This window comes from Salipiger sp. CCB-MM3 (genome assembly GCF_001687105.1).
In the GTDB taxonomy this organism is placed as follows: Bacteria; Pseudomonadota; Alphaproteobacteria; order Rhodobacterales; family Rhodobacteraceae; genus Salipiger.
Genome location: NZ_CP014596.1, coordinates 815,508 through 838,732 on the forward strand (window position 1 = coordinate 815,508; position 23,225 = coordinate 838,732).

At 64.8% G+C, this 23,225-nt stretch carries 23 protein-coding genes; 7 read left to right on the forward strand and 16 right to left on the reverse strand.

Annotated elements, in window-relative coordinates; all coding sequences use genetic code 11:
* Nucleotides 1–5 precede the first annotated feature (5 nt).
* From AYJ57_RS17495 to AYJ57_RS17520, 6 genes are all read right to left on the reverse strand, one after another.
* Nucleotides 6–293: an MSMEG_0570 family nitrogen starvation response protein gene (locus tag AYJ57_RS17495; protein ID WP_066108963.1), complete on the reverse strand. Its 288-nt coding sequence runs from the start codon at nucleotides 291–293 to the stop codon at nucleotides 6–8.
* Nucleotides 286–1,254, reverse strand: a complete 969-nt coding sequence (locus AYJ57_RS17500; RefSeq protein WP_066108967.1) for a sll0787 family AIR synthase-like protein — start codon at nucleotides 1,252–1,254, stop codon at nucleotides 286–288. Before AYJ57_RS17500 ends, AYJ57_RS17495 begins: the two co-directional genes overlap by 8 nt.
* Entirely contained in the window at nucleotides 1,251–1,802 is a 552-nt protein-coding gene (locus tag AYJ57_RS17505; RefSeq protein ID WP_066108969.1) for an MSMEG_0567/Sll0786 family nitrogen starvation N-acetyltransferase, read from the reverse strand. Before AYJ57_RS17505 ends, AYJ57_RS17500 begins: the two co-directional genes overlap by 4 nt.
* Entirely contained in the window at nucleotides 1,799–2,920 is a 1,122-nt protein-coding gene (locus AYJ57_RS17510; protein ID WP_066108972.1) for an MSMEG_0568 family radical SAM protein, read from the reverse strand. Before AYJ57_RS17510 ends, AYJ57_RS17505 begins: the two co-directional genes overlap by 4 nt.
* Nucleotides 2,913–3,911, reverse strand: coding sequence for a Nit6803 family nitrilase (locus AYJ57_RS17515; protein ID WP_066108975.1), 999 nt, complete (start codon nucleotides 3,909–3,911; stop codon nucleotides 2,913–2,915). Before AYJ57_RS17515 ends, AYJ57_RS17510 begins: the two co-directional genes overlap by 8 nt.
* Nucleotides 3,912–4,005: 94 nt before the next feature.
* The gene (locus AYJ57_RS17520) at nucleotides 4,006–4,488 is read right to left on the reverse strand and encodes an MSMEG_0572/Sll0783 family nitrogen starvation response protein (RefSeq protein WP_066108978.1); all 483 of its coding nucleotides are present in this window, start codon (nucleotides 4,486–4,488) and stop codon (nucleotides 4,006–4,008) included.
* Nucleotides 4,489–4,756: 268 nt separating this feature from the next.
* Between AYJ57_RS17520 and AYJ57_RS17525 the strand changes: the two genes are divergently transcribed.
* Nucleotides 4,757–6,124: an aminotransferase-like domain-containing protein gene (locus AYJ57_RS17525; RefSeq protein WP_066108981.1), complete on the forward strand. Its 1,368-nt coding sequence runs from the start codon at nucleotides 4,757–4,759 to the stop codon at nucleotides 6,122–6,124.
* Between the two features lie 302 nt (nucleotides 6,125–6,426).
* On the opposite strand, the gene AYJ57_RS17530 is transcribed toward AYJ57_RS17525, so the two are convergent.
* The 7 genes from AYJ57_RS17530 to AYJ57_RS17560 form a co-directional block, all read right to left on the reverse strand.
* Nucleotides 6,427–7,389, reverse strand: coding sequence for a 2-hydroxyacid dehydrogenase (locus AYJ57_RS17530; protein WP_066108983.1), 963 nt, complete (start codon nucleotides 7,387–7,389; stop codon nucleotides 6,427–6,429).
* Between the two features lie 36 nt (nucleotides 7,390–7,425).
* Nucleotides 7,426–8,742 carry a TRAP transporter large permease gene (locus AYJ57_RS17535; protein ID WP_066108987.1) on the reverse strand — a complete coding sequence of 439 codons (1,317 nt, stop codon included), beginning with the start codon at nucleotides 8,740–8,742 and terminating at the stop codon, nucleotides 7,426–7,428.
* Between the two features lies 1 nt (nucleotide 8,743).
* On the reverse strand, nucleotides 8,744–9,334 hold the full coding sequence (locus AYJ57_RS17540) for a TRAP transporter small permease subunit (RefSeq protein WP_083191398.1): 591 nt from the start codon (nucleotides 9,332–9,334) through the stop codon (nucleotides 8,744–8,746).
* Between the two features lie 66 nt (nucleotides 9,335–9,400).
* Nucleotides 9,401–10,414 (reverse strand): TRAP transporter substrate-binding protein, encoded by a 1,014-nt coding sequence (locus tag AYJ57_RS17545; RefSeq protein WP_066108990.1) that lies wholly within the window; start codon nucleotides 10,412–10,414, stop codon nucleotides 9,401–9,403.
* A 53-nt stretch (nucleotides 10,415–10,467) separates the two neighbouring features.
* Nucleotides 10,468–11,511 (reverse strand): L-idonate 5-dehydrogenase, encoded by a 1,044-nt coding sequence (locus AYJ57_RS17550; RefSeq protein ID WP_066108992.1) that lies wholly within the window; start codon nucleotides 11,509–11,511, stop codon nucleotides 10,468–10,470.
* The gene (locus AYJ57_RS17555; RefSeq protein WP_066108995.1) at nucleotides 11,511–12,278 is read right to left on the reverse strand and encodes an SDR family oxidoreductase; all 768 of its coding nucleotides are present in this window, start codon (nucleotides 12,276–12,278) and stop codon (nucleotides 11,511–11,513) included. Before AYJ57_RS17555 ends, AYJ57_RS17550 begins: the two co-directional genes overlap by 1 nt.
* Nucleotides 12,275–13,480, reverse strand: coding sequence for a mandelate racemase/muconate lactonizing enzyme family protein (locus AYJ57_RS17560; protein WP_066110435.1), 1,206 nt, complete (start codon nucleotides 13,478–13,480; stop codon nucleotides 12,275–12,277). Before AYJ57_RS17560 ends, AYJ57_RS17555 begins: the two co-directional genes overlap by 4 nt.
* A gap of 177 nt (nucleotides 13,481–13,657) precedes the next feature.
* Here AYJ57_RS17560 and AYJ57_RS17565 point away from each other — a divergent pair, with 177 nt between their 5' ends.
* Nucleotides 13,658–14,359, forward strand: coding sequence for a FadR/GntR family transcriptional regulator (locus tag AYJ57_RS17565; protein WP_066108998.1), 702 nt, complete (start codon nucleotides 13,658–13,660; stop codon nucleotides 14,357–14,359).
* A gap of 162 nt (nucleotides 14,360–14,521) precedes the next feature.
* Here AYJ57_RS17565 and AYJ57_RS17570 read toward each other — a convergent pair whose 3' ends face one another.
* The 3 genes from AYJ57_RS17570 to AYJ57_RS17580 form a co-directional block, all read right to left on the reverse strand.
* The gene (locus AYJ57_RS17570) at nucleotides 14,522–15,934 is read right to left on the reverse strand and encodes a purine-cytosine permease family protein (protein WP_066109000.1); all 1,413 of its coding nucleotides are present in this window, start codon (nucleotides 15,932–15,934) and stop codon (nucleotides 14,522–14,524) included.
* A gap of 209 nt (nucleotides 15,935–16,143) precedes the next feature.
* Entirely contained in the window at nucleotides 16,144–16,488 is a 345-nt protein-coding gene (locus AYJ57_RS17575; RefSeq protein WP_066109004.1) for an EthD domain-containing protein, read from the reverse strand.
* Nucleotides 16,489–16,588: 100 nt separating this feature from the next.
* Entirely contained in the window at nucleotides 16,589–17,515 is a 927-nt protein-coding gene (locus tag AYJ57_RS17580) for a helix-turn-helix domain-containing protein (protein WP_066109007.1), read from the reverse strand.
* Nucleotides 17,516–17,813: 298 nt separating this feature from the next.
* Between AYJ57_RS17580 and AYJ57_RS17585 the strand changes: the two genes are divergently transcribed.
* From AYJ57_RS17585 to AYJ57_RS17605, 5 genes are read left to right on the forward strand one after another with little or no spacing between them, the layout of a single operon-like run.
* Nucleotides 17,814–18,698: an arginase family protein gene (locus AYJ57_RS17585; RefSeq protein WP_066109010.1), complete on the forward strand. Its 885-nt coding sequence runs from the start codon at nucleotides 17,814–17,816 to the stop codon at nucleotides 18,696–18,698.
* Entirely contained in the window at nucleotides 18,695–20,212 is a 1,518-nt protein-coding gene (locus AYJ57_RS17590) for a sugar ABC transporter ATP-binding protein (protein WP_066109014.1), read from the forward strand. Before AYJ57_RS17585 ends, AYJ57_RS17590 begins: the two co-directional genes overlap by 4 nt.
* Complete coding sequence (locus tag AYJ57_RS17595) at nucleotides 20,209–21,183, forward strand: ABC transporter permease (protein ID WP_066109016.1); 975 nt, start codon at nucleotides 20,209–20,211, stop codon at nucleotides 21,181–21,183. Before AYJ57_RS17590 ends, AYJ57_RS17595 begins: the two co-directional genes overlap by 4 nt.
* A gap of 14 nt (nucleotides 21,184–21,197) precedes the next feature.
* Nucleotides 21,198–22,145, forward strand: coding sequence for an ABC transporter permease (locus AYJ57_RS17600; RefSeq protein WP_066109021.1), 948 nt, complete (start codon nucleotides 21,198–21,200; stop codon nucleotides 22,143–22,145).
* A 37-nt stretch (nucleotides 22,146–22,182) separates the two neighbouring features.
* Nucleotides 22,183–23,160: a sugar ABC transporter substrate-binding protein gene (locus AYJ57_RS17605; RefSeq protein ID WP_083191340.1), complete on the forward strand. Its 978-nt coding sequence runs from the start codon at nucleotides 22,183–22,185 to the stop codon at nucleotides 23,158–23,160.
* Nucleotides 23,161–23,225 lie beyond the last annotated feature (65 nt).

The window sequence follows — 23,225 nt, forward strand, 5'->3', positions numbered from 1 at the left end:
CATCCTCATTGAGAGATGTGCAGGCAGGCGATTTCTGCGCCCTCCTGATCCTTGAATGTCGCGAGCTTGGCCTCGATCCGGTCGAGCTGATCCATGGCCGAACTGCAGGCAAACCCATATTTGCGCTGCACCCGGTTCGAGGCGCGCTCCATGGCAATGCGGGCGCGTTGCAGGAAGTCGTCCGCCGGGTAGCTCTGGCCGGGCTCGAAGACCTCTGCGACGACGCTGGAGGGGGAGTAGAGCTTTTCCTCGGCGCCGTCGGGCCAACGGACGGTCCAGAATGTTTCAGGCATGGCAGGCTCCAAGATCGAGATAGGGGGTTTGGGCGTGGTCCCAGAAGAGCGCGCTTCCGGTTCCATCGCCGAGGGTCACGGCGGACCCGTCCGTGACGCGCCCGATGGCGCAGGCGTCGATGCCGCGCGCGCAAAAGCGGGCGCAGACGGCGTTGGCGTTTTCCGGCGCGACCGACAGCAGGAAGCCGAAGCTGGGGAAGCTGCGCAGCCAGCGCTCGGCGGCGATGCCGGGCGGCGGGACTAGGGCGGTGAGGTCGATGTCGATCCCGACGCTTGAGCATTCCGCCAGCATCAGCGCGGTGCCGATGATGCCGCCTTGGCTGATGTCCTTTCCGGCGCGGGTCAACTCGTCCTCGGCCAGCGTCGGCAGCAGGTCCAGATCGCGGCGCAGCCGGTCGGGCGGCGCGTCGAGCGCGGCGCAGAAATTGTCGAAGTTGCGGTAGCTGCCGCGATGGTCCACGGCGGCGATGAGCAGATCGCCGGGCGCGGCGTGAAAGCTGGTGATCAGCCGCTGCGCCTTGCCAAATACCGAGGCCGCGAGGCCTAGCGCCGGGGCGGAAAGGTTGGTGTGCCCGCCCACCAGCGGCACCCCATAGGCGGCGGAGGCGTCGCGCAGGCCCTGCAGCAGCGGGGCGGCGGCCTCGGCGCTTGGCGCCCAGACCTGATCGACCACGGCGGCGCTGCGTCCGCCCATGGCCGCGATGTCCGACAGGTTCACCATCACCGCGCACCAGCCCGCGAACCACGGATCGTCCTCGATGAAGGCGGGGATGAAGCCCTCGCCCGCCAGCAGGTCAAAGCCGCCGTCGCGGGGCAGGGCGGCGGCATCGTCGCCGGGGCGGCCGGCGCTGGCGGCACTGAGGCCGAGCGCCCGCGTCGCCCGCGCGATGCCCAGCTTCGAGCGGATCGAGGGGTGGTCGCGCAGCCGTCCGGCCAGCGCGTCTAGATCGCTCTCGGTCATCTGCGTGGCTCGCGGGTGCGGGGGCGGTGGTACCAGCCGGTGACCGGATCGGCACAGGGCGGGTAGTGGCTCAGGTCTGCCTCCATCTTCATGTGCGGGGTGCCGTGGATCGTCACCTCTTCCAGCGGGCGCCAGCGCAGCCGGCGGAAGAGCGTGACGTTCTGCATCTGCACATGCGCAAGAAAGCGGTCGCAGCCGCGCGCGTTGGCGGTGCAGACGGCAAGGCGGATCAGTTCGGCCCCGAGCCGCCCAACGGCGCGGAAATCGCTGTCCACCGCCAGCCGCGAGCCCCACCAGAGGCGCGGGGCCTCTTCGTGGATGCGCACCGTGCCGACCACCTGATCGGCCTCATGGGCGTAGGTCGAGAGCGCCACCAGATGCGTGGCGATAAGGTCGATGTCGTCGCGGTCGTGGGCGGGGAAAATGCCCTGCTCCTCGACAAACACCCGGTGGCGCAGGCCCGCCGCGCCCTCGGCCTCGAAGCGTTTCGAGGCGGCGCGGATGTAATAGCCCGGGCTGCTGAACAGGCGCGGTTCAAGCTCGATCATGCCGAAGCTCCCTCTGTGGGGACTTTCAGTTTCTCATAGCTCGACAGGGCCGAGCAGGCGCCACATTTGCCGCAGCCCGCCTTCATGTCCGCCGAGCGGATCCCGGCGTGGGCGATCATCTGGCCGAGCGGCTGCAGGATCGAGGCCATGAACTCGGACGACGGCGCCGGGTGGCTTTCCAGCGGCGTGCCCGAGATCGGCACGAAGGGCACGACGAAAGGATAGACCCCCATGGCGCAGAGCTTTTCGCCCATTTCAAGGATCGCCTCACGCGTGTCGCCAAGGCCGGCAAGGATGTAGGTCGAGACCTGCCCGCGCCCGAAGACCCTCACCGCCGCCTCGAAGCTGGCGAAGTATTTCTCCAGCGGCACCGAGGCTTTGCCGGGCATGATGCGCGCGCGCACCTCGGGCGTGACCGCTTCGAGATGCATTCCCAGCGTGTCGATCCCGGCGTCATACATGCGCTGGTGCCACGCATCGTTCTCGGGCGGCTCGCATTGGCCTTGTAGCGGCAGATCGACGGCGGCCTTGATCGCCTCGGCGCTCTCGCAGAGCACCTTGGCGCCGCGGTCCTTGCCTGCCGGGGTGCCGGTCGTCAGCACCATATGGGTGACGCCGTCGAGGTCCACCGCCGCCTTGGCAACCTCGGCAAGCTGCGCGGGCGTCTTATGGGCGATGGTGCGGCCCGCCGCGAGGCTCTGACCGATCGAGCAGAACTGGCAGGTCTTCTTGCGGCTCTCGTAGCGGATGCAGGTCTGCAGCACCGTGGTCGCCAGCACGTCTTTGGAATGCAGCGCGGCGATGTGGCTGTAGGGAATGCCGTCCGCGGTCTTGAGTTGGTAGAACTTTGCGCGGGTCGGGAAGCGGACGGTCGCCACCTCGGCGCCGTCGCGGGTGACATGGGCCTCGCCGGTGTCGTCGGGGGCCGACACGAGATAGGGGCTGTCGAAGCTGGGCGCGGTGTGGACCGGGATCATCACCGTGCGCGCGCCGATGGTGATCGCCTTGTGGTCCGAGGGGCCCGCGCCGCCACGGCGGCTTTCCTGCCCGGCGCGGGGATCGACGAGGCGCATGCCGTGGGTCTGAAGCTCGTTGATGAGCTGGGCGTGATCAAGCATCGGGGCGGCCCTCCTCGGGCAGGGGTTCCGGCTCGGCCATAGAAGTGCTCATAGGCGCGGCCTCACAGGTGTGGCGGGTGACGGCGGGGCGGGTGTCATGCACCAGCGACAAAAGCTCGGGCCGTGCGTAATGGCCGACGCTGTCCATCATGCGCTTGCGCTTGGCCACGAGCTTCATGTCGAGATCGGCGATCAGGATGCCTTCGCCTTCGGTCAGCGGCTCGGCGAGGTGACGGCCCTCGGGCGAGATGATGCAGGTCATGCAGCCGCTGCGCATCGCTTTCTGCAGCTTCGGGTCGGGGTGGATCTGGGCGATCTGTTCTTCGGTCAGCCAGCCGGTGGAATTCACCACGAAGCAGCCCGACTCCAGCGCGTGGTGGCGCATGGTGACCTCGATCTGGTCGCGAAAGATGTCGCCCACGAGGCTGCCGGGGTAGTGGCCCGCGTGAATCTCTTCGTGCTGGGTCATCAGCGCGTAGCGGGCGAGCGGGTTGTAATGCTCCCAGCAGGCCAGCGCGCCGACGCGGCCCACCTTTGTGTCGACCACCTTGAGCCCGGCGCCATCGCCCTGACCCCAGACCATGCGCTCATGGTAGGTGGGGGTGATCTTGCGCCGTTTCAGCGCCAGCGTGCCATCGGCGTCAAAGATGAGCTGGGTGTTGTAGAGCGAGCCATGGTCGCGCTCGTTCACCCCCAGCACCACCACGACGCCACGCTTGCGGGCGGCATCGGCCACGGCCTGCGTCTCGGGCGAGGGGACAACCACGGCCTCCTGCATCAGTTCCAGATGCGGCGCGCCCTGCTGAACGGGCGGCAGCACGAAGCTGAAATAGGGGTAATAGGGCACGAAGGTCTCGGGGAAGACGATGAACTGCGCGCCTTTGCCCGCAGCCTCGGCAATCGCGTTGAGCACGCGTTCGATCGTGCCCGCGCGCCCGGAAAGGTCCGGGGCGATCTGGACGGCGGCGGCGCGGATGGTGTCGGTTCGCATGGGCTAGCCTTTGCAGACGTCGGAAAAAGGGGCCGGGCCGGGGAGCGGGCGGCCCGGCGTCCGGGGGCGGATGCATGCCCCCGGACAGGAGGGATCACACGGTCCAGGTGTCGAGGATCACCGCATTGGCCTTCTTGTGCAGCAGGATGCAGTCGAGCACGTCCTGCGGTGCGATGGGGGTGATGCCGGGCAGCAGCGAGGGCTCGCCGTGGCCGTAGAGCGCCTGCAGCGCGAAGCGGCAGGCGTAGACCTTGCCGCCTTCGCCCATAAACTTGTTGAGGTTCACCGCGAAGTTCTGGTGGCCGGGGAAGGCCTCGTCGCCGAGCGTCGGGAAACCGCGCTGGATGCCGAGGGTCACGCCGGGGCCGTAGAGCAGGATCGACGTCTCATAGCCTTTGCGATTGAGGCGGATTGCATTGAGAATGTTGACGAGGCCGATCGAGCCTTCGAAGGCGACGGTATGGAAGGTCACAAGCGCCTTCTCGCCTTCGTCGGCCTTCACATCTTCGAAGACCTTTTCTTCATAGTTGACGAAAAAGTCTCCGTCCTTGTGTGCTTCTTTGGTAACCTGAGGCATCTTGCCCTCCTTGTCGCTGCGTGGAGACAGGATGCTGGGCAGCAAATGATTCACTCAATGAGCAGTTCAATGTGCATACAATAATAATGACAATAAACATGCATTCCGCGTAATCTTTAGACGAAGTTTTGAGCTTTCGCTGGTTCGGCAGGCAATGTCTGTCTGAAACCGTGGCGCGCAGGGCTCAGGTTTTGCGTAGATGCATACAATTGCCCTTCAATTCCGAGAATCGATCCGCTAAGGCTGGGTCGAACAGGAGTTGAAGCAGATGATTGACTGGTCTCCCCAGCTGACCGACAGCGGCAAGCCGCGCTACCTTGCCATCGCCGATGCGATCGCCCGCGATATCGAGCAGGGGCTCTTGGGCAGTGGTGACCGGTTGCCACCGCAGCGGCGGCTCGCCGCCAGTCTCGGCATCGACTTCACCACCGTCTCGCGCGCCTATGCCGAGGCGCAGGCGCGCGGTCTGGTCGACAGCCATGTGGGCCGCGGCACCTTCGTGGCCGAGCGTGCCGCCGCGCCCGCCGCTGACCCCGAGCGCAAGCGCGCCGAGGATTTGTCGATGAACATGCCGCCTGAGCCCACAGATCCGGAGCTCGTGGGGCGTATGAAGGGCGGGCTCGACTATGTCTCGGCCAATCTCATCGACCTTCTGCGCTACCAATCGCCCATTGGATCCGAGCGTGACCGTACCGCCGCCTCGAGCTGGCTGAGCATGCGCGGCATGGTGCCCTCGTTGGAGCGCATCGCGGTGACGCCGGGCGCTCATGCAACCATGGCGGCGATCCTGTCGATCATCACCAAGCCCGGCGACACGGTGCTTTGCGAGCGTGTCACCTATCCCGGCATCCGCAATATCGCGGCGCGCTTCGGCGTGACGCTGGTCGGGCTGGATATGGACGCGCAGGGCGTGACGCCCGAGGCGTTGAGCGCCGCCATCGCCGAGCATCGGCCCAAGGCGCTTTACCTCAATCCGACGCTGCAGAACCCCACTACGCTGACCATCCCGGTCGAGCGGCGGCTGGCGCTGGCCGAGGTGCTGCGGTCCGAGGGGCTGACGCTGATCGAGGATGACGCCTATGGCTTCATCCCCGCCAAGTCCCCAGCGCCCATCGCGCTCTCGGCACCCGACCTGACGTGGCACATTGGCGGGCTGGCGAAATGCATCGGCGCGGGGCTGCGGCTGGCGTTCACCATCGCACCGTCGCCGCGCTGCGCCTTCCGGCTGGCGCAGGCGATCCGGGCGCTGTCGGTGATGCCCTCGCCGCTGTCGATGGCGCTGACCACGCAGTGGATCGAGGATGGCACCGCCGACGGCATCCGCCGCTTTATCCGCGCCGAAAGCGCCGCGCGGCAGGCCATCGCGCGCGAGGCGCTGGAGGGGACGGAGTTCACCGCCGCAGAGAATGCCTTCAACATCTGGCTGACCCTGCCCAAGGGCGCGGGCCGCGCCGATATCGTCGCGCGCATGGCCGGGCGGCAGCTTGGGGTCATGCCCTCTGACGCTTTCACCGTCGCGGGCGCACCGGGCGAGAAGCTGCGGGTCTGTCTGGGCGGTTCTGTCACCCGCGAGGCGCTGCGCGAGAACCTCTACTTCCTCGGCAACACGCTGGCGCCCAACGCCTTCATGGGGTGATTTAGGCTTCCTAGAAGCCATGGAGAGCTTTCGGCCACTGGAGGCGATAAATGCGTTTTTGACCTGAGGTGATCTGTTTCGGGCGCAACTGCAGGCAGGAAAATGTAGTGGAGCTTGGTGCCGCGCGAAAGCACCGGACCAACGAAGGTCGGCTTAAAGTCCGACAATCAAATCAGCGACAATACAGCGCGAATTGAAAAGCAGGCGGAAGCCCTGTCATCTGGGGGCGTATTGCATTGCCGAACTATGGAATAGGGAGTTCGGGTCTGGCCTGCTGGCATCGCCGAAGGGTTAATCTCTTCTCAGGGCACACGATTTTTCAAGGATTGACCTCTTGCCAGGCGATCGACGTTGCGCGCCATTGCCTGCTGCCTCCGGGTGATCGTCCCGTTGGTCCAGCCTGACATGTGCGGCGTCAGTGTCACGTTGTCGAGGTCGTGAAACGGTTTGTGCCCCGGCATTGGGTTCGGCTGATCGGGTGTCGGATAGACGTACCACGTGTCGATGATCGCGCCACCGATCCTTCTGGTCGAGAGCACCTCGAAGAGCGCGTCCTCGTCGATGACCGGACCGCGGCCGACGTTCATCACGATGGCCTCTGCTCCCAATGCGTTTAGGACGTCTGCGCCGATGATCCCTGCGGTCCCGTCGCTCAGCGGCAGCGTGTTGATCAGAACATCGATGTGCGATGCCATTTCCGTCAGGTCCGCAAGGCCATAAGTGGCCGCATAGTCCGGGGTGGAGACCGGTGAGCGGTTCGCCACATGTACCGTCATGCCGAAGGCAAGAGCTCGCGCCGCAAGCGTGCGGCCGATGTGTCCGTGCCCGACGATGCCGATGCTCTGCGCGCCAAGTTCGGTTCGCAGGCCCGAGGGGCCGCCGGCCCAGTAGTGCCAGTCGCCCTGTCGGAGTTGCCGGTCGGCCTCGGCCAGCGGGACGTGCCGCGCGAGCAGCGCCGCCATGACGTATTCGGCGATGGCATTCTCATGACCGAAGCAGTTGCAGACCGCGCAGCCCTCAGGGAGAGAAGGGAAATGCACGCCGTCATAGCCCGCCGCCGGAAGCTGGAAGAGCTTGGCCGAGGTCGGCGGGTACTCGGCGCGGCTGTGGGTGCCGACAATGATTTCGGCGGTCTGGTAGTGCTCGAGGTCTCCTGCTCCATCGAACGTGTCCGACACTGTGACGAGCTCATGCGGGGTCTCCAGGAGCGTTTCGAAGCCTTCGAAAAAGGTGAGTGCATTGGCGCCGTGGAAAACGATCTTCATGTGATCCGTACCTGTTTCAGTGTCGGTCGAAGCCCATCAGTAGACGGCGATCTGCGGAAAGCAGAGCATCATAGCGAGCGCGAAAGCCTGAAGCCCGATAAAGGGGAGCAGGGCGCGGAAGATGTCCCCGAGCGAGATCTCGGGCGGCGCGACAGACTTCAGGTAGAAGGCGGCAGGCCCGAAGGGCGGAGACAGGAAGCTCATCTGCATGTTCATGCAGAACAGCACGCCGAACCAGATCGGGTCGAGCCCGAGGCTCGTGACGATGGGCACGAAGATCGGCATGGTCAGCAGCGCGATCCCGACCCAGTCTAGGAAGGCCCCGAGGGCAAAGAGGATCGCCATCATCAGCAGAACGATCACGATCGGGTTGTCCGAGACACCGGTGATCAGCCCAGCGACGAAATTAATGCCGCCCATGAGGTTGTATACGCCGACGAGGGCCGTGGCACCGATCCCGATCCAGACGATCATGCCGCAGGTGGAGAGGGTCTGCATTGCGCTTTCACGCAGGAACTTCCAGGTGAACTCGCCGCGGATCACGGCAGAGAGCGCGACCCCTGCCACGCCGACCGCCGAGGCTTCGGTCACAGAGGCAATACCGGCGTAGATCGAGCCCAAAACGAAAGTCACCACGAGCAGCGGAAGGATCAGCCCCTTGAGCAGGCGCAGTTTTTCTGCAGATGGGATCTTCTCGTTGGTGGGGGGCGGCGCCACGCCTTCCGAGAAGTAGGATCGCAGCAGCACGTAGCCCACGTAGAGCGAGGCCAGCATCAGGCCGGGCACGAAGGACGCGGTGAACAGATCGCCGATCGAGACGTTGGCGGTCAAACCGTACATGATCAGCACGATCGAGGGCGGGATCATGGCACCCAGCGAGCCGCCGGCGCAGACGACACCGATCGCAAGATTTCGATCATAGCCAAGCCGCAGCATCTGGGGCAGGGCGATCAGGCCGAGCAACACGATCTCGCCGCCGATGATGCCCGACATGGCTGCGAGGATCACCGACACGAAGATGGTCTGCACGGCGACCCCGCCGCGGATCCGGCCACCGATCAGCTTCATCGCGTCGAACAGGTCGCGGGCGACGCCGGATCGGTCGAGCATCGCTGCCATCAGCACGAACATAGGCACCGAGACGAAGATGAAACTGTTGACGAAGGTGTAAATCCGGCTCGTGATCACGGTGATCGACAGCGGGCCGAAGAAGCCGAGCGCAAAGACTAGCGAGACGAGCAGCGTGACGAAGGCCAGCGGCATGCCGGTCAGCAGCAGCACCACCATGAGACCGAACATGAGGAGGGTTGCGGGCCCGATGCCGAGCGCCGCCAGATCGAACATGGCTTGCATGTCAGATGTCCTTTGCAGGCTTTTTGAGCTGCTTGACGACAATCACCGCGAACTGGGCGCACATGACAAGCATTAGAACAAAAAGGAATATCTTGAGGTAAGCGGGCAGCGGCGGGTTCCAGGCGCTGCCGGAGCGTTCGAGGCGCAGATCGCCCATCGGCGACCATACCGCCTTGCTGAGCATCAGCCACGCCGCATAGGCAAAGAACCCGCTGGCAATCATCGAGGCCAGTGATGTGAAGATGTCGAGCGCCTTTCGGGCCCGCGCTGGGAGGGCGTCGTAGATCAGGACCACCCGGATGTGCCGGTCGCGCGACACGCAGAACAGCCCGCCGTAGAGAAACGCCAGACCGCAGAGGAAGGTCGCGGTCTCATGCGCCCAGATCGTCGGGGCGTTCAGCGCATACCGCAGGAAGACCTCCATCAGCAGGAAGACCGCCGCCGCCACGATCCCGACCGCGAATATAAAGCCCAATCGGTCGATGGCACGGCCGAGCAGCCCCGCCTCGGGGATCGGCTCTTCTCGTGTCTCATGGGTCGGTAACTCGGAGGTGTGCTCGTGTTCCGAGGGGGCGCTATCAGGTCTGCTCATCAACATGTCCTCCGTCAGATTGGTATGCAGGAAGGCCGGCGACCCGTGCCGCCGGCCTCCACGGGCTTACTGGAGGAGGCCCTTGTCGGTGAGATAGGCGGTCAGCGTGTCGAAGACCTTCTTCGCCATCGGCGAGCCCTCGGCGACGGTCGCCCATTCGTTCTGCGCGATGGCGCGGAACTTGGCGCGTTCCTCGTCGGACCAGTTGTGGATGGTGATGCCCTCGGCCTCAGCGGTTTCAACCGCCTCGAGATCACGCTCTTTCAGCGTGTTCACCTGGGTCTGCTGGAATTCCTTCACCGAGGCCTTGAGCTGCTCCTGGATTTCCGGCGGCAGCGCGTCCCACTTGGCCTTGTTCATCGAAACCTCGACCAGCGGCAGCGAGTGGAAGCCGGGATAGACCGGATGCGGCGCGATCTCGTTCATGCCGGTCTCTTGGTTCACCGAAAAGACCGAGTAGTCGGCGGCGTCGATGACGCTCTTGTCGAGCGAGGTGTAGACCTCGGAGGCGGGCAGGTTCACCGGGTTTGCGCCGGCGGCGGCGAAGACGTTGGCAATCAGCCCCTCGGGCGAGCGAACCTTGACGCCCTGCAGGTCGGCGACGCTGTCGAGCGGCACCTTCGAGACAAAGGCTTCGAGGCCCGGGGTGGAGACGCCGATGAACTCGAGCCCATAAGGATTGATCAGCTCGTTCATCAGCTCCTTGCCGCCACCGTTTTCGACGAAGTCGATCATCTGCTCGGGATCGGACCATGCGCCGACAGGGTTGGCGATGAGGCCGAAGGCCGGGTCACGACCGGCGAAATAGGAGGTGTCGGTGATATGGCCATCGATGATCCCGGCGGCGATCGCGTCAGGCGTTTCCTTGTAGTCGACGATCGAACCCACCGGCAGCAGCTCGATGCTAACCTTGCCGTCGGTCATCTCTTTGACCGTTTCCGTCCAGCCCTGCTGGAAGATGAAGTTCGGGTTGCCGGCCGGGTCCGAGGACTGGAAGCGGAAACTGTATTCCTGTGCCGAGGCGGCGCCGGAGAGGCAGAGGCCGGCAAGCAGGGCTGCGGTGGTTGTCTTCAGGATCATCGTGGGCTCCTCCCTTGGGGTTCCTGTTTCAACTGCAATGGGTTGTGTGCGGGTCAAGGCGCTGGGAAGCTGATTTGCACCTTCATTGCACGGGTTTTGTCAGTGGCTAAATCGAAGGCGCTAACCGCCTCTTCAGCAGGCAGCACCTTGGTGAGCAGCGGTCGCAGATCGAAGCGACCGGCGTCGATCATCCGGGCCGCTGTCGCGAACTCCGGCGCGAAGCGGAAGCTGCCGACGATCTGCAATTCGCGGGTCACGATCGCACTCATTGGCAAGTTGGTTTCGGGGCCGAGGCCAACGGTGACCAGCATTCCGCGGGGGCGCAGGAAGGTGCAGGCAGCGACCACGGCGGGCGGAGCGCCGGAACATTCGAAGGCGACATCGACCTGACCCTTGGCGGTGCCCAGGGACGCAAGTGCATCCGAGCCCTGCGATAGGTCAATTGTGTGGTCTGCGCCCATCTGCTTGGCGGCGCTCAGAGCAGTGGCCGAAATGTCGGTGGCGATGATCTCTTCGGCGCCCGCGTGGCGGGCCGCAGCGATGGTCAGGCATCCGATCGGGCCGCAGCCGGAGACAACCACCCGCTTGCCGATCAGGCTGCCGGCGAGACGTACTGCGTGCAGACACACAGCCAAAGGCTCGGACATGGCGGCCAGCGCCAGATCCGCGTTCGGCGACAGCTGTACCAACTGCGCTGCCGGCACGGTGACCTGCGCTCGGAAGAGGCCCTGCTCGTGCGGAAACCGCATGGCCGAGCCGTTGAAGCGCATGTCGAGGCAATGGTTGGCCAGCCCGCGCAGGCAGTATTCGCAAGCGCCGCAGGGCCGCGAGGGGTTCACCGCCACGCGGTCGCCCTCGGCCAACCCAGTCACGCCACTGCCAATCTCGGTGACGATGCCCGACACCTCGTGCCCCAACGCCATCGGCTCGCGCACCCGCACGGAGCCGAAACCACCGTGATGGTAATAGTGCAGATCCGAGCCGCAGATCCCGCCGTGGCTGATTGCGACGCGCACTTCGCCCGCTGCGGGGGCAGGGGCCGAGGCAATCTCGTCGACACGGAGGTCTTTTGGGGCATGAATGACGATGGCACGCATCACAGCACCGAGCTCATGCCGCCATCAGCGAAGATCAGCTGCCCCGAGACGTAGTTCGAGGCATCCGAGGCGAGGAAGATGGCGAGCCCAGCGAGCTCTTCGGGCTTGCCCCAGCGGCGCATCGGCGTGCGCCCCTTGACCCAGGCGTCGAAATCAGGGTTCGACACCAGCGCCTCGTTCATGTCGGTAAGCATGTAGCCGGGCGCGATGGCGTTCGATTGAATGCCCAACTCGCCCCATTCAGCGGCCATCGCCTTGGTCAGCATCTTGATGCCGCCCTTGGCCACCGTGTAGGGCGCGACGGTCGCGCGGGCGAGGTCAGAGGTCAGCGAGCCGATATTGATCACCTTTCCGGAGCCGCGCTGCGCCATGCGTTTTGCCGCCTCGCGGCCGATGACGAAGGCCGAGGTCAGGTTGACGTCGATGACCCGCTGCCAGTCGGCGGTGTCGAGCTCGAGCATCGGCTTGCGGAACTGGATCCCGGCGTTGTTCACCAGGATGTCGATCTCGAGCCCTTCAGCATCGAAGCGGTCGAAAGCGGTGCAGATGGCCGTCTCGTCGGTCACGTCGAAGCAAGCACCCTCGGCGGTGAAGCCAGCGGCGCGCATCTCGTCCACGGCCTGCGCAAGGCGGGCCTCGTTCGAACCGTTCAGCACCACCTTGGCACCACAAGCGGCCAGCCCCTCGGCCATGGCGCGGCCGAGGCCCCGCGACGAGCCGGTGATCAGCGCCGTGCGCCCGGTGAGGTCGAAAAGTTTCAGGCTCATGGGCTCACCTCCGAAACACGGGTGCTGAGATCGCCGCGCTCGAAGAAGGCCGGTACCAATTCGGTGCCGAGACCCGGCCCTTCCATCGGATAGACATAGCCGCCTTCGATGCGCGGAACCTCCGTGACGAGCTCGCGGTACCAGCCGTTGTAGAAGGCCCGGACCGACTCTTGGATCAGCGTGTTGGGCTGGCTGAACGACATGTGGATCGCGGCGACAAAACCCACCGGCCCGATGCAGTCATGCGGGGCGAAGGGCCGGTGGTAGGTGTCGGCCATGGCGGCGATCTTGCGGCCCTCGGTCAGCCCGCCGGTCCAGCACAGGTCTGCCATCACCACATGCGCGGCGTCGCGGTCCATGTATTCCTTATAGGCAAAACGGGAGCCCAGCGTCTCCGAGGCGCAGGTCCAGACCGGCGTCGAGCGGGCGAATTCGGCCAGCGCCTGCGCGTTGTTCATTCGGATCGGATCCTCAAACCAGCGCGGCGCATAGGGCTCGACCGCCCGCGCGATCTCTTTCGCCGTGGGCAGGTTCCACAGCGAATGCATCTCGAGCATGATCTCCATCTTGTCGCCGACCGCCTTGCGGATCAGTTCGAAGGGCTTGATCGCGGCCTTCATCTGCTCGGCTGTGATGTACATGCCCTTGTTCTCGATCCCGGCCGGATCGAAGGGCCAGATCTTCATCGCCGAGATGCCGTTTGACAGAAGATCCTCGGCGAGTTCATCAGCGCGGTTCATGAAGGCGTCGAGATCCTCGTAGGGCGAGGGCTCGGCGTCGAGGTTCCAAGTGTCGACCGGTTTGATCTTATTGGTACGCACATAGCGAGTGCCGGCGCAGGTGTTGTAGACCCGGACCTTTTCCCAGCTCTGGCCGCCGAGGACCTTGTGGACGGGAAGGTCCGCGACCTTGCCAAAGATGTCCCAGAGCGCGATGTCCACGGCCGAAGCGGCGCGATATTCGACGCCGGTCGAAGCCTGCGCGTTGGGCAGGCTGACCATTTCCTTGTGCAGCAGTTCGATGTTCAGCGGGTCTTGACCCAACAGCCGCACTGCAAGCGTGTTGTGTATATGGGCCTCGCAGGCCTCGGCTCCGTAGAAGGTCTCGCCAAGCCCGGTGACGCCAGCGTCGGTCTCGATGTGGACCCAGAGCACGTTCGCAAATTCTTCCGCACGGAAGGTGCGGATCGCGGTGATTTTCATGATTTCCTCCAGACCCGGCGGGCCGAGCTGTCTCTCCGTGTCCCGCGCAGAGCGCATCGGCGTGATGCTTCCGTCGGGTTTCCCGGGACAAGGTGTAGACAGGCTGTTAGGGTATTATCAAGCTAAAATCCGTTTTTGGTGTTATCAAAATTGTGAACCTGTATGAAAGGTTGGGAAATGAGCGCACAGGAGAAGGGTCTCGTAGATCGCGTCGTCGCAGACCTTCGGGCCTATATTCGCAAGGAAAACATGAAGGTTGGAGATGCTCTGCCGAGCGAGCAGGCACTGGCGACGCAGCTAGGCGTGTCGCGTACGGTGGCGCGCGAGGCGATGCGCGCACTGGCGGCGCTTGGAGTGCTGCAGCTCGGCAATGGGCGCCGCGCCCGCGTCGCCGCGATGAATGCCGACGCGATGTCGATTCTCCTCGATCACACGGTCTATACCGGGCAGCTCTCCATCCAGCAGGTGCTCGACGTGCGCCGCACGCTCGAACTTCGCACGGTCGGGCTCGCCGCGCTGCGCCGCACGGACGAACAGGCCAAGGAGCTTCTCGAGATCGTAGACCGGATGTTCACCGCCCTGCGGACGGAGCCGACGCAGATCATGGAACTCGACATTCGGTTTCACACGCTGATCGCCCGCGCTTCTGGCAACGCGCTCTACGAGCTTCTGGTAGACAGCTACGGGGTGATCACGAGGCAGACATGGTCGATCGGATGGCATGCACGCGCCACCGAGGCCAACCGCGAAGAGAACATTCGCTGCCACGAACGCATCGCCACCGCGATCATGATGCAGGACAGCACCAAGGCCGAAGCTGCCATGACCGAGCACTTCGAGACCGCGATTTCAGTGCTGATACGCGCAGGCGTAACCTGAAGCGCGACGTGAGCCCGGTCTTCCGGTCACTCGGTATCGAGGAGCCTGCCAACTCTTGGCGACCGCCCTTGTCTGACGTCAGGGCTTTCGCTTTCCTGGCTTAGGAACGGAGTGATGCCCGGATTGCGGTCCGGGCATCCTTTCTCATTGGGCGTCAGCGCTTCAGGCGTGGCCGAAGGTGTTGAGCGCAGCCTCACGGACCTTTTGCATCTCGGTGGCAAGATCGACCCTGCGGGCAAGGATGGCGTAGACAATCGAGGAGACCAGCAGCCCGACGATGAACGACACATCGACCCCGTGCATGCTTGCCGCGAGCGGCCCGGTGTAGATGGCCGAGCTGAAGAACGGGATCATTGCGACGAAGCCGATGGCGTAGCTCGCAATGCCGATGCCGCCCCACGCGCCGTACATTCCGCCGTCCGGGCGCATGATGTCCGTGATCGAGTAGCGCCCGCGCCGCACGAGGTAATAGTCGGTCAGGTTCACCGCAGTCCACGGGATCAGGACGTAGCCGAGAATGGCGAGGTAGGCACCGAAGGTGTTCAGCGTGTCCTGCGACATGGCTAGCGAGCAGGCGAGCGCGAGGATCATGCCGATGGAGATCGACACGGTACGCAGCCGGAGAGTGGGGCGGAGCGGGCGGAAGGCCTCGAGGCCCGAGATCAGCGCAAGGGTTCCGCTATAGGCGGTGATCGAGATGGTGATCAGGCAGCTCAATGCCGCGACAACCATGGTGAAGGCCCCGAGCCCATAGCCGAAGCTATCCCCAAGCTGGCGCACCGCGGCGATGGTGTCGAGGTCCGGGAAAGCGGCAGTTACGAAGGCGCCGATGCCCTCCAACCAGACCGCCGAAAGCGTGGTGCCGAAGAAGACCGAAGCCGAGACCTTGGCGCCGCTGGTCTTTGCCGGAAGGTAGCGGGTGTAGTCCGACACCAGCGGCGCGATGGCGAGCTGGTAGATCGCGGACACGCCGAACTGCAGGAAGAACGCATGGGTGCTGAAGCCGCCCTGCTGGAACAGCGTGTCGATCGGCAGCACGGTGACGACGGCGATGCTCAGCAGCGCGAAGTTGAGCAGGGTGAGCCAGGACGCGAATTTCTGGACCTTCATCACCAGCCGGAACCCGACAATTGCGATGAGTCCCGCCACTGCGGCGATGATGACTTGGAGCAGCGTGAAGGAGCCGATCCCGGTCACGTCGCTCACCGCGTAGGACGCGGTCTGGATCAGGAAGACCGCGAAGCCGAAGGGAGAGAGGGTGGCGGCAAGGATCGGCAGCAGCACCCCGCGGGAGCCGAATTGCACGCGCGACTGGATCATCTGGGGCAGGCCCATGACCGGGCCCTGCGCGCCGTGGAAGGCTTGGAACAATGTGCCCACCAGAGAGCCGGTGAGGATCGCGACCAGCGCCCAGCCGAGCGACAGACCGGTCGCGACGCCGACGGCGCCCGTGTAGATCGTGAGGATCTGGGCGTTGATCATGAACCAGAGTTGTACTTGAGAGCGGACGTTGCCGTGCCGTTCCTCTTCCGGAACATAGTCGAAGGATCGTGTTTCAAGCAGTGGTTCGGACATTCCTGTCTCCCTGACGAGGCCTTGTGGCGCGCTTCTTGGTGTCGGGCCGCAGCGGCCCGGATGACGCCAGAATGCTCGGAGAGCCGCAGGGAAACTTGGACTCCGCGGCCAGAGAGTCGCTCAGGTCGGCCAAGAAAAGGCAGGGGAATGCGAAACGCGCCCGGCCTTGGAAGGCGGGCGCGTCACGAAGGTTGGGGCGGCTGGCGGGATCAGCCGAACATGAACACCGTGCGGCGATTGGTCGGCAGCGCGACCATCGTGTCGAAGTCGATGAAGGCGGCACTGTCCTCGATCACTTCCGGCATTTCCCAGCACTCTTCGGCCTGGGCTTCGGTCTCGAAGCTGTAGACGGAGACGGCGTCATAGGCGGGGCCATCCTCGGCCAGATAGCGTCCCTCTTTCTGGGCCGCGACCGGGAAGTGTTCATAGGCCAGCAGCCCCTTGTCCTTGATCAGCTCGACCATGCGCGGGCCGTGGCGGTCGCGGTAATAGGCAAGGAAGTCTTCCAGCGACATGCCGGGCTTGCGCTTCATGATGAAAGCGACGGTGTACATGGCGATCTCCGTATCTGTTGGTCCCGCGAAGATGCCATGTCAGGGTAGAGCAGGCTCGTCCGTGACGGCCAGATAGTTGACCGAGACGGACGCCTGCCGGTCAGTGCCGTACGACGCAGACCTGACGTGGTGTCTTCCCGTAGGCCTTCTTGAATGCGCGGCCGAAGTACGACAGGTCGCGGAATCCGCAGTCATAGGCGGCCTCGGTCACCGAGCGCGCGCGCCCCTCCGAGAGCATCGCATGCGCCTCGGTCAGGCGGCGATCGCGCAGCCAGTTCATCGGCGTGGTGCCCTCGGCGGCGAAGGCACGGCCCAGCGAGCGGGCGGAGATGTTCTGCGCTTGCGCAATGTCGGCGACGCCGAGATCCTCGTTCCCCATGTTCTCGATCATGAAGCGTTTGATCCGGTTCAACGTATCGTTCCGGCCCGCAATCTCGGTGCGCGGGGTCTCTTGTCCGAAGGCTCCGGCAATGAGATCCAGCGTCGGTGCGATGAACTGCTCCGGCAGGTCACCGTCGCGCGCGGTGTCGAGCAGGTTAACGATGAGGCTCTGGATCAATGCAGCCTGAGGACGGCCCGCGGACATCAGCGTACCGCCAAGGTCGCGCACGCCGAGCATCCGGGCTTCCATCATCTGTCGTGGCACGCGCAACAGGGCCGTGCGATAGGCCCCGGGATATTCGTATTCGTAGGGTCGCGCGGAATCGTAGATCAGCACGGTTCCGGGGGCATGATGCACGGCGCGGTCGTTCTGGCGGAAATAGCCGCCGCCCTCGAGCATCACCGAGACAAAGAAGGCATCCGTGTCGCTCCGGCGCAGGTGACGCTCGCTGCGCAGGTAGCGCACGGCGTCCGAGGTGAGGGATGTCAGCTCGCTGTCGCCGCAACGCGCGATCTCGATCTCGGCGCGAAAGCTGCGGCGGTTCGGCGCGATCCCGTCGCAATGGGCAAAGGAGGATTCGACGATATTGTGCCAGAAGTCGTACTGCATTCCGGGCGCGTGTTCGGCGGTGCTGAGGCGCTGCATTCTGATCTCCCCGGTGATGGCGGAAGGATCGGAGGGTTCTGACGCACTCGTCTGAGTTTGACGAGAGCGAACACGGTGGGAGGCGGAAGTCGGCACCAAGAACGCACAACAATTAGTCATGCAGCGTTCATTTTGCACGAGGCATGAGCGTGTGGCGCGCTGCAGGTGCGCAGACTCGGACCGTAGCGCCAATCCGGATTGGCCGGTGAGTCCGAGAATCTGACCGTGCGCGCCGAGCCGCGGGGCATCGAAATCGGCAGGGTTGTCGCCAATGACACACCCAGACGACGGAGGTCCCATGACCCGCACTCCCGCAAACACCCTGCGCCTCGTAATGCCGCAATGGCAGGGTGGTGACGAACCGGCCTACCGCGTTGGCGCCAAGGTTCTCGGGGCGCTGCTCCCGGATGCGACCGGTCCGGTCGAGACTATCGAGGTGCCGACCGCCGAGGGCGCGGACCGCGCTCCGGTGGACGGGATCAAGTCCCGGGCAGCGCTGAAAGCGCAGCTCGACGCCGCGGTGGAGGCCATCGCCTCTCACGCCCCGGAGGCGGTACTGACGGTGGGCGGCGACTGCCTCGTGGACCTCGCGCCCATCGCCTACCTTTCTGAGAAATACGGCGATGATCTCGCGGTGATCTGGGTCGATGCGCATCCGGACGTGATGAACAAAAGCCAGTTCAGCCACGCCCACGCTCACGTTCTCGCCATGCTTCTCGGTGACGGCGACGCGGACTTCACCGCCTGCGTGACACGCCCGGTCGATCCTTCCCGCGTGCTCTATGTCGGCGTCAACGACATGATGGAAGGCGAGCAGGCCTATCTTGCCGAGCGCGGTATGCGCAACATCGACCCGAGCGAATTCCGCGCCGACCCGCAGGCCGTGCTCGAATGGCTGAAGGCCAGCGGGGCGACGAAGGTGGCGGTCCATTTCGATCTCGACGTGCTCTCACCTGAGGGTCGCGACTACCTCCTTTTTAACAACCCGCACGCGCCCGCTGGCGCATTCGACGGCATCGCCACGGGCAAGCTCGAACTGCCCGAGATTGTCGACATGTTGCGCGGCGTCGCGGCGCAGACCGACATGGTCGGCCTTGCCATCACCGAGTTCCTTCCCTGGGCCATGATCGACCTGTCCAAGGCGCTCGCCGAGCTGCCGCTGGTCGGGAAGGAGGCGACATGAGCGCACCCATCCTGAGTGCCCGCGGGCTGAAGAAAAGCTACGGCGGTGTGCGTGCTCTGCGGGGCATGGACATCGACCTCGCCGAAGGCGAGATCCACGGTCTTTGCGGCGAGAATGGCGCAGGCAAGAGCACTCTTGTGAAGATCCTCGGCGGGCTGGTCGAGCCCGACGAGGGAGAGCTCGGCATCGGCGGGATGCAGGTCGAACTCGGCACGCCGGTCGATCCGGCGCTGCTGTCCATCGTTCATCAGGAACTGTCGATCATCCCCCACCTGTCGGTGCTCGACAACGTGATGCTGGGCGCTCGCGATGTAGGCCGGATCTACCGCCGAGGCCCGTTCCGCGCCCATGTCCGGCAGGTGCTGGATTCAGTCGGGCTGGAGCATGTCTCGCTCGATGTGCAGGCCGAGACGCTGCCGCTGGCCGAGCGCCAGCTGATCGAGATCGCGCGAGGCATTGCCCGTGGCGCCCGCGTGCTTCTCCTCGACGAGCCTACCGCCACGCTGTCGGATGGCGAGATCGAGAAGGTCTTTGCCGTGATGCGTCGGCTCAAGGCCGAGCAGGGCACGACTATTGTCATCATCTCGCACCGTCTCAACGAGATCTTCGCGCTGACCGACCGTGTCACCGTGCTGCGTTCCGGCCAGCACGTGATGACTGCGAACACTGCCGAGCTGACCAACGCCCGGCTCGTTGAGGCGATGATCGGACACGAGCTGCAGACCGGAGAGATCGCGCCGAGCCATGCCCGCGAGGGTGTTGCGCCGCGCCTGTCGCTCACCGGCTGGAGTCTTCCTGGACGCTTCGCATCTCTCGAGCTCAACGTGCAGCCGGGGCAGATCGTCTCGCTGGTCGGCCAGCTCGGCTCGGGGGCGGACACGCTGCTCGAAAGCCTTGCCGGACTGCATCCTGCGCGGGGCGCGCTGTCGCTCGACGGCAAAGCCGCGACGCCGCGCGGGATCGCCGAAGCCTATGCCGCAGGGATCGCCTATGTCTCTGAGGACCGCGCCAAGCGCGGGGTCTTCCTCGAGGCGGCCATCGGGACCAACCTCGTGAGCCAGATCCTCGACCGGGTGTCGCGCAATGGTTGGATGGTGAGCTCTGCTGTCCGCGAGCGCGCGACGCAACTGGCGCAGAACTTTGCCATCGACCCGGCGCGCCTGCCGCATGACGTCTCCATCCTGTCGGGCGGAAACCAGCAGAAGGTCTCGCTGGGCAAAGCCGCGGCGCTCGGTCCACGGCTTCTGCTGCTGAACGAGCCGACCCGCGGCGTCGACATCGGTGCGCGTGCCGAGATCTACGCGCAGCTGCGGCGGCTGGCCGAGGCCGAGGGGCTCACCATCCTCTTCTACTCCACTGATCTTGAGGAGGTGCTCGATGCCTCGGACCGCATTGTGACCTTCTATCGCGGTGCCATGGTTCGCGACGCGCTGCGCCCACAGATGGATGCCGACGCGATCCTGCACGACATCCTGCATGGTCCCGACACCCCAAATACGGAGGCAGCGGCATGAGCGCAGCAACCCTTTCCCGGACCTCTGGCTTTGGAGGCCTTTTCGCCCCCGCGCGCGTGCAGGCCACGGTGATCCAGATCGCCACTGTGGTGATGTTTCTGGCGGCCTGTGCCTCCATCGAGAACTTCGCCAGCGCCTCGAACATCTCTTCGATCCTCTATGCGGCCTCGACCGTGGGGATTGCGGCGGTCGGACTGGCCAGCGTCACGATCAGCGGCAACCTCTTTGCGTTGTCGCTTGGCAGCACGGCGGCCTTCGCCTCGATCGTCTATATCGCGGCCTCCGGCTGGGGCGTGCTGCCCGCGCTGGCGGCGAGCCTTGCGCTGGGTCTCGTCTTCGGGCTGCTGCAGGGCCTTGTCGTGGGCTGGCTGCGCTGCAACGCGATCATCTCGACAATCGCCGCAGGCTCGCTGATCGCGGGTCTGGCGACCTGGGTCTCCGACGGGCGCACCGTGCTGGCGGAGGGTGGGCCAAGCTGGCTGGGCAGCGGCACCCTCATTCCGGGCGTGCCGTGGCAGGCGGTGCTTTTTCTGCTCATCGTGATCGTGGGCGAGGTGCTGATGCAGCGCACCCGCGCCGGATGGGAGCTGCGTCTGCGTGGCACCAATCCCGACGCCGCGGAACTGGCCGGTCTGCGGGTCACCCGCATGGTCGTGCTGTCTTACGTTCTGGCCGGTGCCGGCGCGGCCATTGCCGGAGCACTGATCGCGGCGCAGTCCGGGACGGGCAACTTGCGGGTCGGCGCGGACCTCGACTTCAGCGCCATCGCGGCAATGCTGGTCGGCGGTGTCGCCATCGGCGGCGGTCGCGGTCGGATCATCGACGTGGCCTCGGGCACTCTGTTCCTCGCCGTGCTCACCAACATCCTGCTCGTCAACAATTTCGCCTACGAGGTGCAGCTCATGGTCAAAGGGCTCGCCGTTCTGGTGGCGGTCACAGCCGGCGCCCTGCTGGCCCGCAAGAAACGCTGAGAAGGGAGAGCTTCATGAAAACGCTTGCAGAAAACCCGCTTCTCGCCCTGCGCTGGCTGCTACTGCTTGGCATGGCAGTGATCTTCACCGCCGCCAACAGCTACTTCCTCGCGGCGGGCAATATCTTTGCGCTCGGTGAGAGCTTCGCGCTGCTGGGTCTCGTCGCGCTCGGGCTGGCCCTGACGATGCTGGCGGGGGAGTTCGACCTCTCGGGCGGCGCGATGGTCGCGGTTTCGGGCCTCATCATGCTGAAATGCGGAGCCGACAATGCCGTTCTGGGGCTGCTTGCCGCGCTCGCTTTCGGCGGGTTGGTCGGGCTCTTCAATGGCATCGTGACGCTGAAGCTTGGTGTTTCGTCGCTGGTCACCACGCTGGGCGTGATGATCCTGCTCTCGGGCTTCGCCGTCTGGCTTGAGGGCGGTCAGGCCGTCAACTTCGAGAACTACGACCTCACCGACGCCTTCAACATGGACTGGTTCGGCGTCCTCTCACCACGCTCGGTCATCACCATCGTGCTCTTCGTGGTCACGGGGCTGATGTTGGCCTTCACGCGAATGGGGCGGGACATCATTGCCGCCGGCAGCCACCGCAAGGCCGCGGGCATGGCCGGGGCGGACGTGCGCGGCGCGGTGGTAACGACCTTCGTGCTGAGCGGGCTCTTCGCCGCACTGGCGGGCGCTCTGCTGGCGATCACGCTGGGCCGCGCCTCGTCGACCTTTGGCGCGAACCTGCTGCTGCAGGGTGCTTCGGCGGCGATCCTCGGAGGCGTGGCGCTCTCCGGGGGTGTCGGGCGCCCCTTCGGCGTCGCCATCGGGGTGCTGGTGCTGGCCGTTCTGAACAACGGGTTGGGGCTGATTGGTGCCAGCTCCCCCGCGATCCTGCTGCTGAATGGTGGCGTGCTGCTGATCGCGGTCCTTGCCGGGGGCGCACCCGCCACCTGGCTCCGGGCCAGACTGGCCTGAAATTTCCAACAGAATAACCAACAGGAAGGACTACCCAATGAACATCATCCGATCGACTTTCGGCGCACTGCTCGCCGGCTCGCTCCTCGCCTCCGCAAGTGTCGCCGCAGAGGGCGCGCAGGCTGGCAAGAAGGTCATCTTCCTCGGCGCAGACGATATCTGCGAGTATTGCGCCGTCTACAACGACCAGATCCGCAAGCTGGCCGCCGAGAAGGGCATCGACCTTGAAGTCGTGACCAACAAGTTCGACCCGGCACAACAGGCGACGCAGGTCGATCAGGCGATCGCCAAGCGCCCCGATGCCATCCTGCTGTGGACCATCGACGGCACCGCGCTCTTCCCGGCGATGCGCAAGGTTCAGCGCGCCGACATCCCGCTGCTGCTGACCGACGTGCAGCCCGACAAGGCGCGCGAGGACCTCTGGGTGCAATACACCGGGGGCAACTACGAGGAACAAGGCTCGAAGTCGGCACAGCTTCTGATCAACGCGCTGGAGGCGAAGGGCAAACCGCTGGAAGGTGGCGTGATCATGATCACCGGCATCGTGGGTCAGGCGCAGACCATTTCTATGACCAAAGGCTTCACCGAAACGTTGGCAGATCTGGCGCCCAATCTCGAGATCCTCGGTGCGCAGCCGGGAAATTGGGACACTGGAACTTCGACACAGGCCGCGGCTGGCCTTTTCACCAAGTACGGTGATGAGATTGTCGGCGTCTATGCCGCAGAAGACATTATGATGCAGGGTGTTCTGATCGCCGCGGAGCGTGCCGGGCTCGACCCCACCGAGATGGCGATGGTTGGCGGCGGCTGCGAGCCGGTCGGCATCAAGAACATCAAAGCGGGCCTTCAGTACGGCACCGTCCTGCAATCGCCGGTCGACGAGGCGACCTATGCGGTGCAGAGCATCGTCGATCTTTTCAACGGTGCCGAGATGTCCAAATCCGTCTACGTGCCGCACCCGATGGTCACGGCCGAAAACGTTGACGAGGTCTGCCAGCCCTGGCCGACCAACTAAGGCGGCTGCTCCCTCATGCCGGCCGGAGGGCAGCACCTTGTGTGCTGCCCTTTTGCTTTTCTCGC

Coding starts and splice junctions, on each gene's coding strand:
- AYJ57_RS17605 (WP_083191340.1), top strand. CDS start 22,183: ATGAACATCATCCGATCGACTTTCGGCGCACTGCTCGCCGGCTCGCTC.
- AYJ57_RS17495 (WP_066108963.1), bottom strand. CDS start 293: ATGCCTGAAACATTCTGGACCGTCCGTTGGCCCGACGGCGCCGAGGAA.
- AYJ57_RS17585 (WP_066109010.1), top strand. CDS start 17,814: ATGACCCGCACTCCCGCAAACACCCTGCGCCTCGTAATGCCGCAATGG.
- AYJ57_RS17560 (WP_066110435.1), bottom strand. CDS start 13,480: ATGAAAATCACCGCGATCCGCACCTTCCGTGCGGAAGAATTTGCGAAC.
- AYJ57_RS17505 (WP_066108969.1), bottom strand. CDS start 1,802: ATGATCGAGCTTGAACCGCGCCTGTTCAGCAGCCCGGGCTATTACATC.
- AYJ57_RS17515 (WP_066108975.1), bottom strand. CDS start 3,911: ATGCGAACCGACACCATCCGCGCCGCCGCCGTCCAGATCGCCCCGGAC.
- AYJ57_RS17600 (WP_066109021.1), top strand. CDS start 21,198: ATGAAAACGCTTGCAGAAAACCCGCTTCTCGCCCTGCGCTGGCTGCTA.
- AYJ57_RS17525 (WP_066108981.1), top strand. CDS start 4,757: ATGATTGACTGGTCTCCCCAGCTGACCGACAGCGGCAAGCCGCGCTAC.
- AYJ57_RS17555 (WP_066108995.1), bottom strand. CDS start 12,278: ATGAGCCTGAAACTTTTCGACCTCACCGGGCGCACGGCGCTGATCACC.
- AYJ57_RS17520 (WP_066108978.1), bottom strand. CDS start 4,488: ATGCCTCAGGTTACCAAAGAAGCACACAAGGACGGAGACTTTTTCGTC.
- AYJ57_RS17530 (WP_066108983.1), bottom strand. CDS start 7,389: ATGAAGATCGTTTTCCACGGCGCCAATGCACTCACCTTTTTCGAAGGC.
- AYJ57_RS17535 (WP_066108987.1), bottom strand. CDS start 8,742: ATGCAAGCCATGTTCGATCTGGCGGCGCTCGGCATCGGGCCCGCAACC.
- AYJ57_RS17575 (WP_066109004.1), bottom strand. CDS start 16,488: ATGTACACCGTCGCTTTCATCATGAAGCGCAAGCCCGGCATGTCGCTG.
- AYJ57_RS17595 (WP_066109016.1), top strand. CDS start 20,209: ATGAGCGCAGCAACCCTTTCCCGGACCTCTGGCTTTGGAGGCCTTTTC.
- AYJ57_RS17580 (WP_066109007.1), bottom strand. CDS start 17,515: ATGCAGCGCCTCAGCACCGCCGAACACGCGCCCGGAATGCAGTACGAC.
- AYJ57_RS17590 (WP_066109014.1), top strand. CDS start 18,695: ATGAGCGCACCCATCCTGAGTGCCCGCGGGCTGAAGAAAAGCTACGGC.
- AYJ57_RS17550 (WP_066108992.1), bottom strand. CDS start 11,511: ATGCGTGCCATCGTCATTCATGCCCCAAAAGACCTCCGTGTCGACGAG.
- AYJ57_RS17565 (WP_066108998.1), top strand. CDS start 13,658: ATGAGCGCACAGGAGAAGGGTCTCGTAGATCGCGTCGTCGCAGACCTT.
- AYJ57_RS17570 (WP_066109000.1), bottom strand. CDS start 15,934: ATGTCCGAACCACTGCTTGAAACACGATCCTTCGACTATGTTCCGGAA.
- AYJ57_RS17545 (WP_066108990.1), bottom strand. CDS start 10,414: ATGATCCTGAAGACAACCACCGCAGCCCTGCTTGCCGGCCTCTGCCTC.
- AYJ57_RS17500 (WP_066108967.1), bottom strand. CDS start 1,254: ATGACCGAGAGCGATCTAGACGCGCTGGCCGGACGGCTGCGCGACCAC.
- AYJ57_RS17510 (WP_066108972.1), bottom strand. CDS start 2,920: ATGCTTGATCACGCCCAGCTCATCAACGAGCTTCAGACCCACGGCATG.
- AYJ57_RS17540 (WP_083191398.1), bottom strand. CDS start 9,334: ATGAGCAGACCTGATAGCGCCCCCTCGGAACACGAGCACACCTCCGAG.